This is a genomic window from Companilactobacillus zhachilii (assembly GCF_003606365.2).
In the GTDB taxonomy this organism is placed as follows: domain Bacteria; phylum Bacillota; class Bacilli; order Lactobacillales; family Lactobacillaceae; genus Companilactobacillus; species Companilactobacillus zhachilii.
The window spans coordinates 830,784-847,561 of record NZ_CP031933.2; the positions used below are offsets into that span (position 1 = coordinate 830,784).

General features: G+C 37.3%; 14 protein-coding genes. 13 read left to right on the plus strand and 1 reads right to left on the minus strand.

From position 1 onward, the window contains the following. The first annotated feature begins 83 nt into the window (after nt 1–83). The 3 genes from rny to D1B17_RS03590 all read left to right on the plus strand — a co-directional run bounded on the left by rny (nt 84) and on the right by D1B17_RS03590 (nt 4,222). The gene (gene rny / locus D1B17_RS03580) at nt 84–1,649 is read left to right on the plus strand and encodes a ribonuclease Y (protein WP_120142998.1); all 1,566 of its coding nucleotides are present in this window, start codon (nt 84–86) and stop codon (nt 1,647–1,649) included. 583 nt (nt 1,650–2,232) lie between these two features. After that, a complete protein-coding gene (locus tag D1B17_RS03585) occupies nt 2,233–3,318 on the plus strand; it encodes a glycosyltransferase family 4 protein (RefSeq protein WP_120144280.1) in 1,086 nt (361 codons plus the stop codon). Nucleotides 3,319–3,457: 139 nt separating this feature from the next. Further along, a complete protein-coding gene (locus D1B17_RS03590; protein WP_120142997.1) occupies nt 3,458–4,222 on the plus strand; it encodes a helix-turn-helix transcriptional regulator in 765 nt (254 codons plus the stop codon). Nucleotides 4,223–4,644: 422 nt separating this feature from the next. On the opposite strand, the gene D1B17_RS03595 is transcribed toward D1B17_RS03590, so the two are convergent. Beyond that, nucleotides 4,645–5,283: a YigZ family protein gene (locus tag D1B17_RS03595; protein ID WP_120142996.1), complete on the minus strand. Its 639-nt coding sequence runs from the start codon at nt 5,281–5,283 to the stop codon at nt 4,645–4,647. 31 nt (nt 5,284–5,314) lie between these two features. Here D1B17_RS03595 and D1B17_RS03600 point away from each other — a divergent pair, with 31 nt between their 5' ends. The 10 genes from D1B17_RS03600 (at nt 5,315) to pstA (ending at nt 16,775) form a co-directional block, all read left to right on the plus strand. After that, complete coding sequence (locus tag D1B17_RS03600) at nt 5,315–6,625, plus strand: DEAD/DEAH box helicase family protein (protein WP_166806608.1); 1,311 nt, start codon at nt 5,315–5,317, stop codon at nt 6,623–6,625. A gap of 146 nt (nt 6,626–6,771) precedes the next feature. Continuing rightward, nucleotides 6,772–7,302 (plus strand): ComF family protein, encoded by a 531-nt coding sequence (locus D1B17_RS03605; RefSeq protein ID WP_240704452.1) that lies wholly within the window; start codon nt 6,772–6,774, stop codon nt 7,300–7,302. A 96-nt stretch (nt 7,303–7,398) separates the two neighbouring features. Then, nucleotides 7,399–7,947, plus strand: a complete 549-nt coding sequence (gene hpf / locus D1B17_RS03610) for a ribosome hibernation-promoting factor, HPF/YfiA family (protein WP_120142993.1) — start codon at nt 7,399–7,401, stop codon at nt 7,945–7,947. A 211-nt stretch (nt 7,948–8,158) separates the two neighbouring features. Continuing rightward, nucleotides 8,159–10,519 (plus strand): preprotein translocase subunit SecA, encoded by a 2,361-nt coding sequence (gene secA / locus D1B17_RS03615; protein ID WP_120142992.1) that lies wholly within the window; start codon nt 8,159–8,161, stop codon nt 10,517–10,519. A gap of 42 nt (nt 10,520–10,561) precedes the next feature. Next, nucleotides 10,562–11,675 (plus strand): peptide chain release factor 2 gene (gene prfB / locus D1B17_RS03620; RefSeq protein ID WP_120142991.1). Its coding sequence is split into 2 segments (ribosomal slippage): nt 10,562–10,633 and nt 10,635–11,675, totalling 1,113 coding nucleotides; the frame shifts between segments, so codons are not numbered across the junction. After that, on the plus strand, nt 11,675–12,340 hold the full coding sequence (locus tag D1B17_RS03625) for a response regulator transcription factor (protein WP_120142990.1): 666 nt from the start codon (nt 11,675–11,677) through the stop codon (nt 12,338–12,340). The genes prfB and D1B17_RS03625 overlap by 1 nt, the downstream gene beginning before the upstream one ends. Nucleotides 12,341–12,342: 2 nt before the next feature. After that, nucleotides 12,343–13,992: a sensor histidine kinase gene (locus D1B17_RS03630; protein WP_120142989.1), complete on the plus strand. Its 1,650-nt coding sequence runs from the start codon at nt 12,343–12,345 to the stop codon at nt 13,990–13,992. Nucleotides 13,993–14,090: 98 nt separating this feature from the next. Beyond that, nucleotides 14,091–14,966, plus strand: coding sequence for a phosphate ABC transporter substrate-binding protein PstS family protein (locus D1B17_RS03635; RefSeq protein ID WP_120142988.1), 876 nt, complete (start codon nt 14,091–14,093; stop codon nt 14,964–14,966). A gap of 1 nt (nt 14,967) precedes the next feature. Then, on the plus strand, nt 14,968–15,888 hold the full coding sequence (pstC, locus tag D1B17_RS03640; RefSeq protein ID WP_120142987.1) for a phosphate ABC transporter permease subunit PstC: 921 nt from the start codon (nt 14,968–14,970) through the stop codon (nt 15,886–15,888). 50 nt (nt 15,889–15,938) lie between these two features. Further along, nucleotides 15,939–16,775: a phosphate ABC transporter permease PstA gene (gene pstA / locus D1B17_RS03645; protein ID WP_237389409.1), complete on the plus strand. Its 837-nt coding sequence runs from the start codon at nt 15,939–15,941 to the stop codon at nt 16,773–16,775. Nucleotides 16,776–16,778: the final 3 nt, after the last annotated feature.

The following is a 16,778-nucleotide window of genomic DNA, read 5'->3' on the forward strand; positions in this document are numbered from 1 at the left end:
TAATATTAAGTTGTATGTAAATATTCTGTAACATATGTGTTTTACAAACAAACTTTCTTAAAAGCAAACATGGAGGTGATGGCATGTATCCTGCTATCATAACCTTCTCTTTCGCTATAGTAACATTAATCGTAGGTGTCCTTTTCGGATATGCTCTCTGTAAAGATGCGTACGAGAAAAAACTTTCACAAGCAAAACAAACTGCTGCGGATATCGTTTCAGACGCTAAAAAGGCTGCTAAGTCTCTTAAAAAAGAAACTTTACTGGAAGCCAAAGATGAGATTCATCAATATCGTGAGAAACAAGAAGATGAATTGAAGGAACGTCGTCGCGATGTTCAGAAACAAGAGAATAGAGTTCTCGAACGTCAAGATATTTTGGATAAAAAAGACCAATCGCTAGAAAAGCGTGAGGAAAATATCGAGAATAACGAGAATAATATTTCAGCACGACAACATAAACTTGATGAAAAAGACAAACAATTGACTGATACTCTTAAAGAGCAGCAAGCGGAGCTGACAAGAGTAAGTAACTTAACTCGTGAACAAGCAAGAAAGATAATTCTTGATAAATTAAACAAGGAATTAATCCATGAACGTGCCAAGATGATTAAGGAAAGTGATGAACAAGCTAAACAGCGTTCTGAAAAAGATGCTAAAGCTTTGATTGTCGCTGCTATCCAAAGAAGTGCCGCCGATACAGTTTCAGAATCAACTGTCACAACGGTAACTTTGCCTAACGAAGACATGAAGGGTAGAATCATCGGTCGTGAAGGTAGAAATATTCGCACTATCGAAGCGCTCACAGGTGTTGATTTAATTATTGATGATACCCCTGAAGCAGTGGCTTTGAGTGCCTATGATCCGGTCAGACGGGAAATTGCTCGGATGGCTTTGGAGAAATTGATTGAAGATGGTCGAATCCATCCTGCACGTATTGAGGAAATGGTTGATAAGTCCAGAAAAGAAATGGATGATCATATTCGTGAAGTCGGTGAACAAACTGTTTATAGTTTGGGCATTAGCTCAATGAATCCTGATTTAATTAAGATTATTGGACGTATGGAATATCGTACGAGTTACGGTCAAAATGTTTTGAATCACTCAATTGAAGTGGCTAAATTATCCGCTGTAATGGCTGCTGAATTGGGCGAAGATGTTATGTTAGCAAAACGAGCAGGTTTATTACACGATATCGGTAAAGCTATCGATCGTGAAGTTGACGGATCACACGTTGAAATTGGTGTTGATATCGCAACTAAGTATAAAGAACCAGAAGTAGTTGTTAATACAATTGCTTCACATCATGGGGATGTAGAACCAACATCATTAATTGCGACAATCGTTGCCGCCGCAGATGCCATTTCAGCATCACGTCCGGGCGCTAGATCAGAGTCGATGGAGAATTATATTCACCGTCTTGAAAAGCTAGAAGAGATTGCCAACAAGCATGAGGGTGTTGATCATAGTTATGCAATTCAGGCTGGTCATGAAATTCGTGTCATGGTTAAGCCAGAGGAAATTTCTGATGATCAGGCTGCAATTTTAGCTCGTGATATGAAAGGTGAAATTGAAGATAACCTTGAATATCCAGGTCATATTAAAGTTACAGTTGTACGTGAAGTTAGAAAAGTTGAATTAGCGAAATAATTATTGAGGGGTGTATCTAAGTGGTACACTCTTTTTTATATTATGGATAAGCCGTCTCCAGATTCGGACAGTGGTCACTGGCAGTGCGGAACGGCCCGAGCCACGGTCTCGGACCTCGGTTAAAGCCTTGCAAGTTCGGCAAGTCTTTAACGCGCCCGGTGGTGTAAGAACGACAAAAGCGGTCGTCCTAACACCACTTTCACTGCCAGTAACCACTGTCCGAATCTTCCGACTAGTTCCTTATTAACTCAAGAATGGCTTGATATCTCAAATATTTTCAGGGCTTTTATTACCATCTTGATAGGATTCTGTAAAAAAATGCTCTTAAAATATTTATCCTTCTCAGGATAGATTCTTATCAGACTAATTTGAAGACAGACCTCAGTTAATTAAGTATTTTAGATTTTGTTCTAATAAAGTTTATTATTGATTAAGTATTCTACCTTCGGAATTGAGAAGTTTAACTTCGTAGTCAGTTAAGATATCAACTGATTTTCAATATCGGACTAACTAGCACCATGGGTGGAGATATTGTATAATTGTTTTTATTAATGGAAAGTGAGTTTTTCTAAAAATGTCGGGTATGTTTAGTGTAATAGTAAAATTATTTGTAACGATGATCTTATCGGCTGCGATAACTCCTTTTGTAGTGAAATTGGCCTATATTCTAGGAGCAGTGGATAAACCGAATGCTCGGCGGGTGAATATTAAGCCAATGCCTACGATGGGTGGGCTGGCTATTTTTATTGCTTTTAACTTTTCAACGTTTGTCTTATTACGTGAACAATTCCCAACACATGAGTTGTTCAGTGTTTTCTTAGCTGAATGTATTATTATTTTGACTGGGATTATTGATGACATTCGTGAATTATCGCCGAAAGCTAAATTAGCTGGTATTCTGGCAGCAGCACTAGTGATTTATTTCTTAGCTGGAATTAGGATGAATGAAGTAACGTTACCAATTATCGGTTCATTTGAATTAGGTTGGTGGAGTTTACCAATCACTATAATTTGGATCATTGCCATTACCAATGCGGTCAACTTAATTGATGGACTAGATGGGTTGGCAACAGGGGTTTCTATCATAGCCTTATTTACCATGGGGGTTATGGCATATTTCTTCTTGAATATGACTAACGTTTATGTTGCCATTTGGATTTTTGCGATGGTAGCAGCTTTAGTTGGATTTTTACCGCATAATTTCCATCCTGCTAGTATCTTCTTGGGTGATACGGGATCATTATTTATTGGATTTATGATGGCGGTTTTCTCACTTAAAGGTTTGAAAAATGTCACATTTATCACCTTATTGATGCCAGTGGTTATCATGGGTGTGCCAATTACTGATACGGTTTATGCTATTTTGAGACGACTTTTGAATAAAAAGCCGATCATGCAAGCCGATAAGCATCATTTGCACCACAGACTAATGCAACTAGGTTTGTCGCATCGTCAAACAGTCTTGGTTATTTATGGATTATCATTAGTCTTTGCTTTTATCTCAATGCTTTATCCACTTTCAACATTGTGGGGTAGTGTTTTATTGACAATCGGTGTCTTGTTCGGCTTGGAATTATTCATCGAGTCGATTGGATTATTAGGGGATAATCGACAACCATTACTAAAAGCAATTCAAAGATTCGTTAAACGATTAGAAAAGAAAGATTAGCAAGCGCCGTTATAGCGCTTGTTTTTTTGTCATTAGAGTTGATTCCACACTTCATAGAGACCGTCTCTATTGAGCTCTACATTTGACGGGTGGTATATATATGACAACAACCTTTAAATAGTGCTTGAGGAGATTTGAAATGGAATTAAACGAACAGTTAAAGAAATATCGACAACAAGAAAATTTGACGCAAAAACAATTGGCCATGAAATTGAATGTTTCTGATAAGACAATTTCAAGTTGGGAGACCAATCGAACATATCCCGATATTTCATTATTGATCAATCTTAGTTCTGTTTTGAATGTTTCCTTAGATGAACTTTTAAAGGGAGATACTGAGACTGTGGAAAAAATTGATAAAGATTTGAAGTTGAAGAAAACTTATAAGCATTTGTTGATTGTAATCGGGGTATTACTGGTAATTGTTGGTGGTGGATATGGCTTTTTATCGCAATACCAATATGAAAATGAGTTGGTTGACCGCTTCAATCCATTACTTAAAACAAAGATTGGCTATGCGGCTTTACCGACCGAGAAGACTGCCATTGACTCGGACTATATCGAAATGAAAGTTGGACCACATGAAAAAAAGAAGGTTCTAGGTTCACCGTTTAAAAATATGGTTGTAACAGATGATTCATGGGGTACGTCATCATTTCTAACGTTCTACACAGGTTTGCCACCAGTTGATAAGCCATATGTGATGGTGGAACATCGAGGAATATATGTGTCACGAATAAATTTTGTCGATTGGGAATCAATTCCTCGAGGCATTAGAAATAATATGTTTAAGGATTATTCTAAATATCGCGGGATGTACATTGATTATAAAAAGAGTCAGAAATCAATGAAGGGTAATTATGACCCTAAAACATTTGTGATGAATGTTGGTCAATATGATTAGGATGTGTCTTCAAATTATTTATATTATTGATATGCCGTCTCCAGATTTGGACAATGGTTACTGGCAGTGCGGAACGGTCCGAGCCAAAATACGGTCTCGAACCTCGATTTAAGCCTTGCAAGTTCGGCAAGTCTTAAATGCGCCCGGTGGTGTAAGAACGACAAAAGCGGTCGTCCTAACACCACTTTCACTGCCAGTAACCGCTGTCCGAATTTTCCGACTAGTTCTTTAGTAGCTCAAGTAGGATTCTGGAACTAAAATATTTATCCATATCAGAATAGATTCTTATCAGACTAATTTGGAGACAGACCTTAGAGTAGTAAAGATTACATAGGTTTTGAATAAAAAAACAGATATTTGCGAAGACTGGTTAGGCCAGCTTTTACAAATATCTGTTTTTTCTGATTCAGAAGGCAGCATATTTAATTTGCCTCGATAGGAACTTGTTTATATGTTTTATCGGTTTCTTTAATAATGATTTGGTTTTGAAAGAGATCTTTAATATTTTGAATATCCTCTTTGACATTATCTAAGTCTAGATAAATTTCACATTTTACATCAGCGGTGAATTGTTTATTTTCTAAGGTTATCTGTTCATTGCGAGCGTAGTTATCGAATTTATCAAACATGTGATAAGGAATTGTCAGTTCAAATCCTTGTTGAATTCTATTCTCAACCAAGCCAATTTCTTTCACGGCTTCTGCAGTTGTTGATGAATAAGCTCTAATCAGACCTCCGGCTCCCAATTTGATACCACCGAAATAACGTGTGACGACCACGGTAACGTTTTGTAGGTCTTGTTGTTGCAAAACATTAAGAATGGGGGAGCCGGCTGTTCCACTTGGTTCGCCATCATCTGACATACGTTCGATTTTAACGTTTTCCATAACGATGAAAGCTGTACAGTTGTGCGTTGCTCCGGATTCTTGTTCGCGGATCTTCTGAATGAAGGCATTAGCTTCATCTTCTGAAAAAGTTTGCGCAATGTGAGCGATGAAACGTGATTTCTTAATGTCTTTTTCGTGACTGCCTGTTTTGGCAATTGTTTTATAATTTTGCAAAAAAATGTTACTCCTTTACGTAGTATTTAGTATGGATAATTTAGATGAATATTTAGGTGGACGAATTATTAAGATCACTGACCTTAAACCCGAGACTCTATTGTATCTGAAAGATCATGGTGGTGAAGTTGTTACGGCCACGTTCAAGAAAAATGATAAACTATTTTGCCGTCGTTGCCTAATGGTCATCGAGAAACTTCCGATTGATTTTCAATATTGTCGTAGTTGTATCAATCTAGGTAAGATTCAAATCAGTGACGAGTTGCTAATTACGCCAACAGATATCCGTTACCCACGTCAGGAGGATTATTTAGTGTGGGATGGTCAACTAACAGCCAATCAGTCAAAAGGCGTTAGAGAGTTAATTTTAGCTTTTCAGCAACATCAAAATCATTTGGTTTGGGCCGTGACTGGGGCCGGTAAAACTGAAATGATTTTTCCTTTAATTGAACAAGTTTTGCTAAAGGGACAACGGATAGCTATTTGTTCGCCGAGAGTTGATGTCTGTATTGAATTGTTTCCTAGAATTCAAAAGGTTTTTCCGAAGACGACCGTGGGACTATTTCATGGCCGCAGCGAGGAACCTTATCATCTCACACAAATTATGTTGGCAACGGTTCACCAATTGATTCGTTTTGAAAAGGCCTTCGATGTGTTAGTGGTTGATGAAGTGGATTCTTATCCGTTGGCAGGTAATTTGATGTTACGTAAGGCTATCCAGAAAGCCAAAAAGGATACTGGCATAATTGTTTACTTATCAGCTACACCGCCGAAAGAACTTTTGAAACAAGTTAAACAACATAAATTATCAATAACTAGATTATATCAAAGGTTTCATGGACACCCTTTGCCAGAACCACATTGTCATTTGTTGTTAAAGCCAACACAGTTTTTAAAAATCAATCCTAGATTAAGATTATTAATAGCACGTCTAATTAAGAATAAGCAGCGTTTCATGTTGTTTTTCCCACAAATTCCAGCGATGAAACAGTTTGCAAAACAATTAAAAAAGTTATATCCGTTATTAACATTTGTTGATGTCAGTTCCAAAGATGAACAGCGCTTGGAGAAGGTACAACAATTTCGTGAACAAAAGGTTCAAGCAATATTAACAACAACCATTTTAGAGCGAGGAGTTACCTTTAAGAAAATTATGGTGATTGTCTTAGATGCTCAGGCAAAGGAGTTTTCTAAAACAGCCTTGATTCAAATAGCTGGTCGTGCGGGAAGAGGAAAGGATTCTTTTGATGATGAAGTACATTTTTTCTATCAAGTTTATAACCAACAAATTCGCAAAGCTTGCGATGAAATTCGTTATTTAAATCAGCAGGCCAAAAAATGAAATGTCTTAATTGTGGTAATCCAATAAACAATAATCTCACGATAAGAGAAATATTTTTATTTAAAGAAATTATCCCAAATTATATGTGTAATTTATGTCGTCAAGAGTTGGCACCATTAGTGGGACGGAATAATTGCCCTCGATGTATGAAACCAGAAAGTGAGGGAATCTGTTCAGATTGTCGCCTGTGGGAGCAAAAATTCGGTATTATCAATTGCCATCAGGCTTTGTTTGAGTATAATCGATTCATACACAGCTACTTCAAGCTGTATAAACGATATGGGGATGTCTTGTTGGCACGATTGTTTTATCAAGATATAAAGAATTGGTCTTTGAAAAATCACTTTGATGTAGTTACATATATTCCGGCGAGTCCTGGTCACTTGCAAGCACGTGGTTTTGATCCGGTCTATGAACTATATACTGATATTTTTGAACTGCAACAACTTTTGGTGAAAGCAGATGCCGATAAACCGCAGGCTCAGAAAAACCGTTTAGAACGATTAGAAACACCACAGACTTTTTCTGCTTTACCAACGATCGAGCAAATTCCTAAAAATCAGCATATTTTGATTTTAGACGACATTTATACGACCGGTCGAACTTTAATGCATGCTCATGATATATTTTTGAGTGCAGGGTTTAAGAATATTTCTACATTTTCACTATCTAGGTAATGGAAACGTTGTCATATTGGCATAAGAATATTATAATTACACTAAAGAGATGTAAGAACACTCTTTAATTTCCTATCGTCGGAAGGAGAGATTATTATGTTAACTATTAATGTACGTGGTGAAAATATTGAAGTAACTTCATCAATTCGCGAATATGTCGAAAAAAGAATTTCCAAGATGGAAAAATATTTCAGTGATGAAAGCAATCCAATTGCTCATGTAAACTTGAAAACATACCCTTCAAAAGGTACAAAGGTTGAAGTAACAATTCCATTGCCATACATCACATTGAGAGCTGAAGAACTCAACGATGACTTGTATGCAGGAATTGATCTTGTTGTTGACAAGCTTGAAAGACAAGTTAAGAAATTCAAGACACGTGTCAATCGCAAGAGCCGTGAAGGTGGCAGTCTAAAGGAAATTCCTTTGGATGACATCACACCAGATGATACAGATGAGGATAAGTCACAAATTGTTAGAACAAAGCGTTTATCACTAAAGCCAATGGACGCTGAAGAGGCTGTTCTACAAATGGAAATGCTTGGCCATGAATTCTTTATTTTTGAAGATTCAGAGACAAATGGGGCAAGCATCGTATACAAACGTAACGATGGTAAATATGGTTTGATTGAAACAAACGAATAAAAAAATTAATTTTAAAGCCGAGACAGCTTGTTGTCTCGGCTTTTTTGTGTTCTAAAACTCCGTTTGTAAAGCATTCTTAACACAAAGATGTTTAAAATGGTGTATCATTGTAATCCTGAAAAGTCTGTTTAATTGATATTAAGTTTAAAAGTCTAAAAAAAAATGCTACTATTAAGAGTATGTTTATAACACTTAGGAGAGATATATTAATATGGCAAATCCACTAAGAAGATGGGTCGAAAGCGATAAAAGAGAAGTCAAACGTATGGGCAAGATTGCCGATAAGATTGAAAGTTATGCTGATGCTTACAGCAAACTTTCTGACGACGAACTCAAAGCTAAGACTCCTGAATTTAAAGAAAGACTAGCAAAGGGTGAAACGCTAGATGATATTTTACCTGAAGCATTCGCTACTGCCCGTGAGGGTGCTAAACGTGTGCTAGGTTTGTATCCATTTAGAGTGCAATTGATTGGTGGTATTACTTTACATGAAGGTAATATTGCCGAAATGAAGACTGGTGAAGGTAAAACTTTGACAGCCACATTGCCAGTTTACTTGAATGCGCTAGAAGGCAAGGGTGTTCACGTTGTTACAGTTAACGAATACCTATCTGGCCGTGATGCAAAGCAAATGGGTGAACTTTACAACTGGTTAGGATTAACCGTTGGATTGAACATCAACAGCATGGATTCTGAAGAAAAACGTGCTGCTTATAATTGTGATATTACTTATTCAACTAATAGTGAACTTGGATTTGATTACTTGCGTGACAACATGGTTGTTTACAAGGAACAAATGGTTCAACGTCCATTGCATTATGCAATTGTCGATGAAGTTGACTCCATTTTGATCGATGAGGCTAGAACACCTTTGATCATTTCTGGAGCTGCTGAAAAGTCAACTGCTATGTACGTTCGTGCTGATCGTTTTGCCAAGACACTTGAAAAAGATGATTACAAGATTGATTGGCCTACAAAATCAATCAGTTTAACTGAAACAGGTATCAGAAAGGCTGAGGATTACTTTGGTCTTGATAACCTTTATGATATTGACAATACAGTTTTGAATCACCATTTGGATCAAGCTTTGCGTGCTAATTACATCATGAGTCTAAATATCGACTATGTTGTGCAAGAAGGCGAAGTTAAGATTGTTGATCAATTTACTGGTCGTGTTATGGATGGTCGTCGTTATTCTGATGGACTACACCAAGCTATTGAAGCTAAGGAAGGCGTAGAAATCCAAGATGAAACTAAGACTATGGCTAACATTACCTACCAAAACTTCTTCCGTATGTACGATAAATTAGCTGGTATGACAGGTACTGCTAAGACTGAAGCTGAAGAATTTAGAGAAATCTATAACATGGAAGTTATTTCAATTCCTACTAACAAGCCAGTTATTCGTATTGATAGAGATGATGTGCTATACCCAACCTTGAAGAGTAAGTTTGCGGCGGTTGTTCAAGATATCAAACGTCGTCACGCTAAGGGTCAACCATTACTAGTTGGTACTGTTGCGGTTGAATCTTCAGAATATCTATCTAAGTTACTCGATAAAGAAGGTATTCCACATGCTGTTCTTAATGCTAAGAACCATGCTAAGGAAGCTGAGATCGTTATGAATGCCGGTCAACGTGGCGCCGTTACAATCGCTACTAATATGGCTGGTCGTGGTACTGATATCAAGCTTGGACCTGGTGTTCGTGAACTTGGTGGTTTGTGTGTTCTAGGTACTGAACGTCATGAGTCACGTCGTATTGATAATCAGCTTCGTGGACGTTCTGGTCGTCAAGGTGATCCAGGTGAAACACAATTTTACATGTCACTTGAAGATGACTTGATGAAACGTTTCGGTTCAGAAAGAATCAAGCGTGTCTTGAAGTCATTGAAGATTGAAGATGACGATGCTGTCATCCAAAGTCGTATGATGACTCGTCAAGTTGAATCTGCTCAAAAGCGTGTTGAAGGTAACAACTACGATACTCGTAAGAATACACTTCAATATGATGATGTTATGCGTGAACAACGTGAAGTTATCTACAAGGAAAGAATGGAAGTTATTAACGAAGACAATGATCTTGACCGTGTCTTGCTTCCAATGATCGAGCGTACTATTAAGGCTCAAGTTGAAGTTCATACTCAAGGTAAAGAAGAAGATTGGGAACTTGAAGCAATCGCCGACTTTGCTAAAGCCGCTTTAGTAGGTGACAAAGATATCGATGTTGTTGATCTACAACTTAAGTCACAAGATGAAATCATCAAGTATTTGATGGACTTTGTTCACAAGAATTATGAACAAAAGAAAGAACAACTTGGTGACCCTTCACAAATGCTTGAATTTGAAAAGGTTGTTATCTTGCGTGTTGTTGATGAACACTGGACAGATCATATCGATGCTATGGATCAACTACGTCAATCAATTGGTCTTCGTGGTTACGGACAATTGAATCCTTTGGTTGAGTACCAAGAAGAAGGATATCGTATGTTTGAAGAAATGGTTTCTGATATTGAATATGATGTTACAAGACTATTCATGAAGGCCGAAATTAGACAAAATATGGAAAGATAAAAAGCAGGCCGCAGGGCCCGCTTTTTTTATAAGGGTGATTACATGGAATTCGGAGAAATAAAAAATAAAATTTCCGACATGGAAAACAAAATAAAGCAGTTCAGGGGGTCTCTTTGACTTAGAAAATCTCGAAGAGAGTATCGCTGAAAACGAAGCTAAAATGACTGAGAATGGTTTTTGGGATGATCACGAAAAAGCACAAAAACTAATCGATGAAAATAATGCTTTGAAAGATAAATATGACAATTTTAAGGAACTCAGTGAAGGACTGGAAAATCTCCAAGTTTTAGCTGAGTTGTATCAAGAAGATCCTGAAGATGACTTGATGCAACAATTAATAGACGATTCGGATAATTTAGCCGCAAAGTTACGTTCATATGAGTTAATGATGTTGTTATCCGAACCATATGATTCTCATAATGCTATCTTAGAAATTCATCCTGGCGCTGGTGGAACAGAATCTCAAGACTGGGGATCAATGTTGTTACGAATGTATCAACGTTGGGCTGATCAACATGGCTTTTCCGTTGAAATTGAAGATTATCAACCCGGTGAAGAAGCGGGAATCAAGAGTGTCTCAATGATGATCCGTGGTAAAAATGCCTATGGATTGTTACGTTCTGAGCGCGGTGTACATCGTTTAGTTAGAATTTCGCCATTTGATTCAGCCGGACGACGCCATACATCTTTTGCATCAGTTGACGTTATGCCAGAATTAGATGATAGTATTCATGTGGAAATTAATGACGATGATTTACGAGTGGATGTTTTCCGTTCATCTGGTGCTGGTGGTCAACATATCAATAAAACTTCATCAGCGGTTAGAATTACTCATTTGCCAACAGGTATCGTTGTTAGTTCGCAAGCGCAACGTTCACAACTACAAAACCGTGAAACAGCGATGAACATGTTGAAAGCTAAGTTGTTCCAACGTGAACAAGAAGAACAAGCTAAGAAACATGCTGAGATTCAAGGTGAACAACTAGATATTGGTTGGGGTTCACAGATTCGGTCATATGTTTTTCATCCATATACAATGGTTAAAGATCATCGCTCCAATTATTCAACAAGTAATGGTCAAGCGGTCATGGATGGTGATCTAGATCCATTTATTTATGCTTATCTCCAATGGAAATTACAAGGAGCCAAACAATAATGAAAAAGAAAATCTTAATTGTCGACGATGAACCATCAATTTTGGAGCTAATTGAATATAATTTAGAAAATCAAGCATATCAGGTCGCTACTGCCACGGACGGGCAAATGGCGCTTGATAAGGCCAATGAGGGCAACTTTGATTTAATTTTGTTGGATCAGATGTTACCTAAATTGAGTGGAATTGATGTGCTCAAGAAGATGCGTAAATCAGGAAATTTAACTCCGGTTATTTTTTTAACTGCGGTCGATGCCGAAGACAATAAGATTGAAGGATTAATCAGTGGTGCCGATGACTATATCACTAAGCCATTTAGCATCAAGGAACTACTTGCACGGATTGAAGTGGTATTAAGAAGGACTTCGCATGTGGACAAAGAGAAGACTTTTGAACTTAATACCGATGTAAAAGGACTTATCATTGATGGTCGTGAGATCTCTTTGACGAAAAAAGAGTATGAATTACTTGAATTTTTAATTAGAAATAAGGGAATTGTGGTATCCCGTGAACAGATTTTTGACAATGTTTGGGGAATAAATTCTAATTCACAAATGCGGATGGTTGATATCCAAATTAGTCACCTCCGTGATAAAATTGAACAGGATACAAAGAACCCACAAATAATAAAAACCGTACACGGATTCGGTTATATTCTAGAGGTATGACGATGAAAAGAAAACTAGAACCAATAATTTCCATTTTGATTTCTATAGCTATCTTTATCATTTTGGTGACGTTCTCCGATAGTATTTTGGGAGATTCGCAAAATGACATGTTTACCGAAGAAACAATTTCCTATCAGGAATTAAAGAAAAACCACGAGCCCGCCGATGCTGCAAGTATTGCTGGACTCAGTTATATTGATGCCAACAAAGAGAACACGGCAATGCAGCGTAAAGCTTATGATATGTATCATAATGGCCGAACTGCTCCTGGAAAAGATTATGTGACGGATACTAGCCTAACAACTAGAACAATGTATTTTATGTCGGGATCTAACCGTCATATCGTTGCTAAGAAGTACAATCGTCTCTGGAGCCAGAGTCCAATGACATTCATTATCGTTTCGTTGATGTACTTTTTGATTACGGATTCAGTCATTTTATTCTATTATCGTAAACGTCAACTTTTAAGTGAAGATATTAGAAGTGTGACTGAAAACTTACGTCGTGTAAGAAAAAACAAGGAAATGGCATCATTGATTTTATCGCCAGATGATGAATTATATGGTTTGGTTGAGCAAACTAATAAGATCAGTATGGATATCAATGACCTACGTGATGATGTGCGTCTGCGTGAACGTCGTTTCCGTGGTCTAGTTGGACATTTGCCAATCGGGGTCATGTTGTTGAACTCGCAAGGGGATGTCTTATTACATAACCAAGCCATGTCGAGTTTATTAGATGTTAATATTTCTAACGATATTCATCCCTTTATTGAGGACGTTAAGACATATAATTTGAGTCAAATGATTGAGCACACGTTGCGCAAAAACAAGAATCATCACCGTGAAATTCAATTGGTTGGTAATTCACAAAAATATGTTGATGCCAATGTTATTCGTTTGATTCATTCAAGAGAAGACTACGATCAACAGGTTTTGGTTATTTTGTATGATTTGAGTGAAAGTCGCCAAATTGAACGAATGCAAGTTGATTTTGTTAATAATGTCAGCCATGAGTTAAAGACTCCAGTAACTTCCATTGAAGGCTTTTCTGAGACGCTTCTTGGTGGAGCAAAGGACGATCCGAAGAAATTGGACCATTTCTTAAACATTATTCACAGTGAAAGTGTTCGCTTATCAGAATTGATTCAAGATATTTTGTCCTTATCAAAGGTCAAACGTGACACTCAAAAGACTGAGTTAGTCAACTTACGTGACGATGTTGAACATATTTTGGATCATCAATCGATAGCTATTAAGAAGCATAATTTGAAAGTTAAACAAGAGTACTTTGGTAGTCCTGAAGTAACGATCAATAAGGAAAAGATTAATTTAGTTTTCCGCAATTTAATTAAGAATGCTATTTCATATAATAAAGAAAATGGAGAAATTGACTTAGAAGTTCACCATGATGAAATCGAGAATCGAATCAAGTTCGTTATCAAAGACACTGGTATTGGAATATCGGAAGATGACCAAGGTCGTATCTTTGAAAGATTTTATCGCGTGGACCGTTCAAGAAGTTTGGAAACGGGTGGTACCGGTCTAGGATTGGCGATTGTTAAGGAAACTTTGGATACACTTGATGGTGATATCCGGATTGAATCGCATAAAGGATTGGGAACAACCTTCACAGTTGACATACCATTATAGAAAAAATGTCGCAACAAAATAAAATATTTTGTTACGGCTTTTTTTTATACAAAAAATATACATTGTTGTAATATCCTAAGTGGATAGAGGTGAGAACATTGAAAAAAAGACTTGTCGCATTATTTGCAATTATGATTCCAGTAGTAATAGTTTTGAGTGGTTGCAAAGGCAGCGGAAGCCAAGAAACAATTACAGCAGTTGGATCTTCAGCTGCTCAACCCTTAGTGGAACTTGCCGGGGAAGAATTTACAAAAAATAATCCAAACGAGTACGTTAACGTCCAGGGGGGCGGTACTGGTACAGGACTCAGCCAGATTCAACAAGGTGCGGTCAATATCGGTAATTCAGATTTGTATGCTGAACAGAAGAAAGATATTGATGCCAAGAAACTTGTGGATCATCGGATTGCTGCAGTTGGGATGATTCCGGTTGTAAATAAAGACGTTAAAGTCAAATCTCTGACAATTAAACAATTAAGAGAAATCTTTTCAGGTGAAGTGAAGAACTGGAAACAAGTAGGTGGTCAAGATCTTCCAATAACGATCATTAATCGTGCAGATGGCTCTGGTACTAGAGCAGCCTTTGAAAGTGATGTTATGAATGGAACACCTTTCGTGCGCTCTCAAGAGCAAGATTCCAGTGGTATGGTTCGTCAAATTGTTTATAACACTAAAGGATCAATCAGTTATTTGGCAATGCCTTACTTAAATGACACCGTTAAAACGGTTAACATTGATAATATTGAACCAACAATTGAGAATATTGAGAATAATACTTGGAAAATTTGGTCATATGAACACTTGTATACTAATGGCCAACCAACAGGTATGACAAAAGAATTCCTTGAGTTTATTATGACTGAACATGTTCAAGAAAATGTTGTTAAAAAAATGAATTATGTTCCTATCAATGAAATGAAATATCAAAAAGATTATAAGGGCAATGTTACGCCCGTTTCCAAGGGGGTAAAATAATTTGAAAGATCCAATTAGAGAAAGTTTAACTACAAAATCTGTCTCCGCTAAACGTGAAACACGCGGTAAGATTATATCTTTCAGTTTTACTGCCATTATTGTTTTGTTAGTCATTACTATTATTGGTTTTATCGCATCACGAGGTTTAATTATTTTTATTAAAGATGGCGTTAATCCAATTGATTTTTTGACGCATTCAGTTTGGGCTCCAAATAAATTAGATAGTGCCGGACATCCCATTGTTGGGGCCGCTCCGATGATTGTCGGTTCGTTTGCAGTTACTTTGATTGCTGCTTTGATTGGGACACCATTTGCGATTGCTGCTGCCATTTTTATGACAGAAATATCACCTAAATGGGGTCGCAAGGTTTTACAACCAGTTATTGAATTGTTGGTTGGTATTCCTTCAGTTGTTTATGGATTCTTTGGTTTAACAATTATCGTGCCATTTGTTCGAAAAGTAGCTGGTGGTAGTGGTTTTGGTATTTTGGCAGGGTCATTTGTGTTATTTGTTATGATTTTGCCAACGATCACGTCAATGTCAGTTGATGCGCTAAAAGCAGTTCCAAGATATTATCGTGAAGCTTCCCTAGCATTAGGAGCTACAAGATGGCAAACCATTTCAAAAGTTATTTTACGTGCAGCTACACCGGGACTTTTGACAGCAGTTGTGTTTGGAATGGCACGTGCATTTGGTGAAGCTTTGGCTGTTCAAATGGTTATTGGTAATGCAATGTTATTACCACAAAATTTAGTTTCACCATCGTCAACTTTAACAAGTGTTCTAACAATGAACATGGGTAATACAATCATGGGTTCAACACCAAATAATGCTTTATGGTCACTGGCATTATTACTATTATTGATGTCATTGTTATTCAACTTCGTTATTAGAAAAATTGCTAAGCGAGGTGAGTTCTAGTGTTTACTGAAAAGACAAAAGATAAGATTGCCACAGGTGTTATTTACCTGATGTCATCGATTATCGTGCTCATCTTGGCTGGGTTATTAGTTTATATTTTAGGAAGTGGACTTCGTTACGTTAACTGGCACTTTTTAACTTCTGGTTCGAAAGCCTTTCAAGCTGGTAGTGGTGTCGGTATTCAATTATTTAATTCCTTTTTCCTACTGATTCTTTCAATGTTGATTTCCATTCCAATTTCAATTTGTGCGGGAATTTACTTGTCTGAATATGCAGGTAAAAATAAATTAGTTGATATGATAAGAGTATCAATCGAAGTTTTAAGTTCGTTGCCATCGATCGTTGTTGGTTTATTCGGATTTTTGATTTTCGTAATTAGCTTTAAGTTTGGTTTCTCAATTCTGTCTGGTGCGTTGACATTGACCGTGTTCAATTTACCTATTTTGACCAGAAATGTTGAAGATTCACTACAATCAGTTTCCCAATCACAACGTGAAGCTGGACTGGCGTTGGGCCTTTCTAAATGGGAAACGGTAATTCATGTAATTATTCCCGATAGTTTGCCTGGTATCATTACTGGGATGATTATCGGTGCTGGTAGAGTCTTTGGTGAGGCCGCTGCCTTGATTTACACGGCGGGCCAAAGTGCACCACCATTGGACTTTACAAATTTCAATATTTTCAGTATTACCAGTCCATTGAATTTGATGAGACCAGCTGAGACTTTGGCAGTCCATATTTGGAAAGTTAACTCTGAAGGTTTGATTCCTGATGCAGTGCAAGTTTCCGCAGGTGCTTCGGCTGTGCTGATTATTGCGGTCTTGATTTTTAATTTGCTAGCTAGATATATTGGTAATAAAGTTTATAAGAAGATGACGGGTGAGTAGACT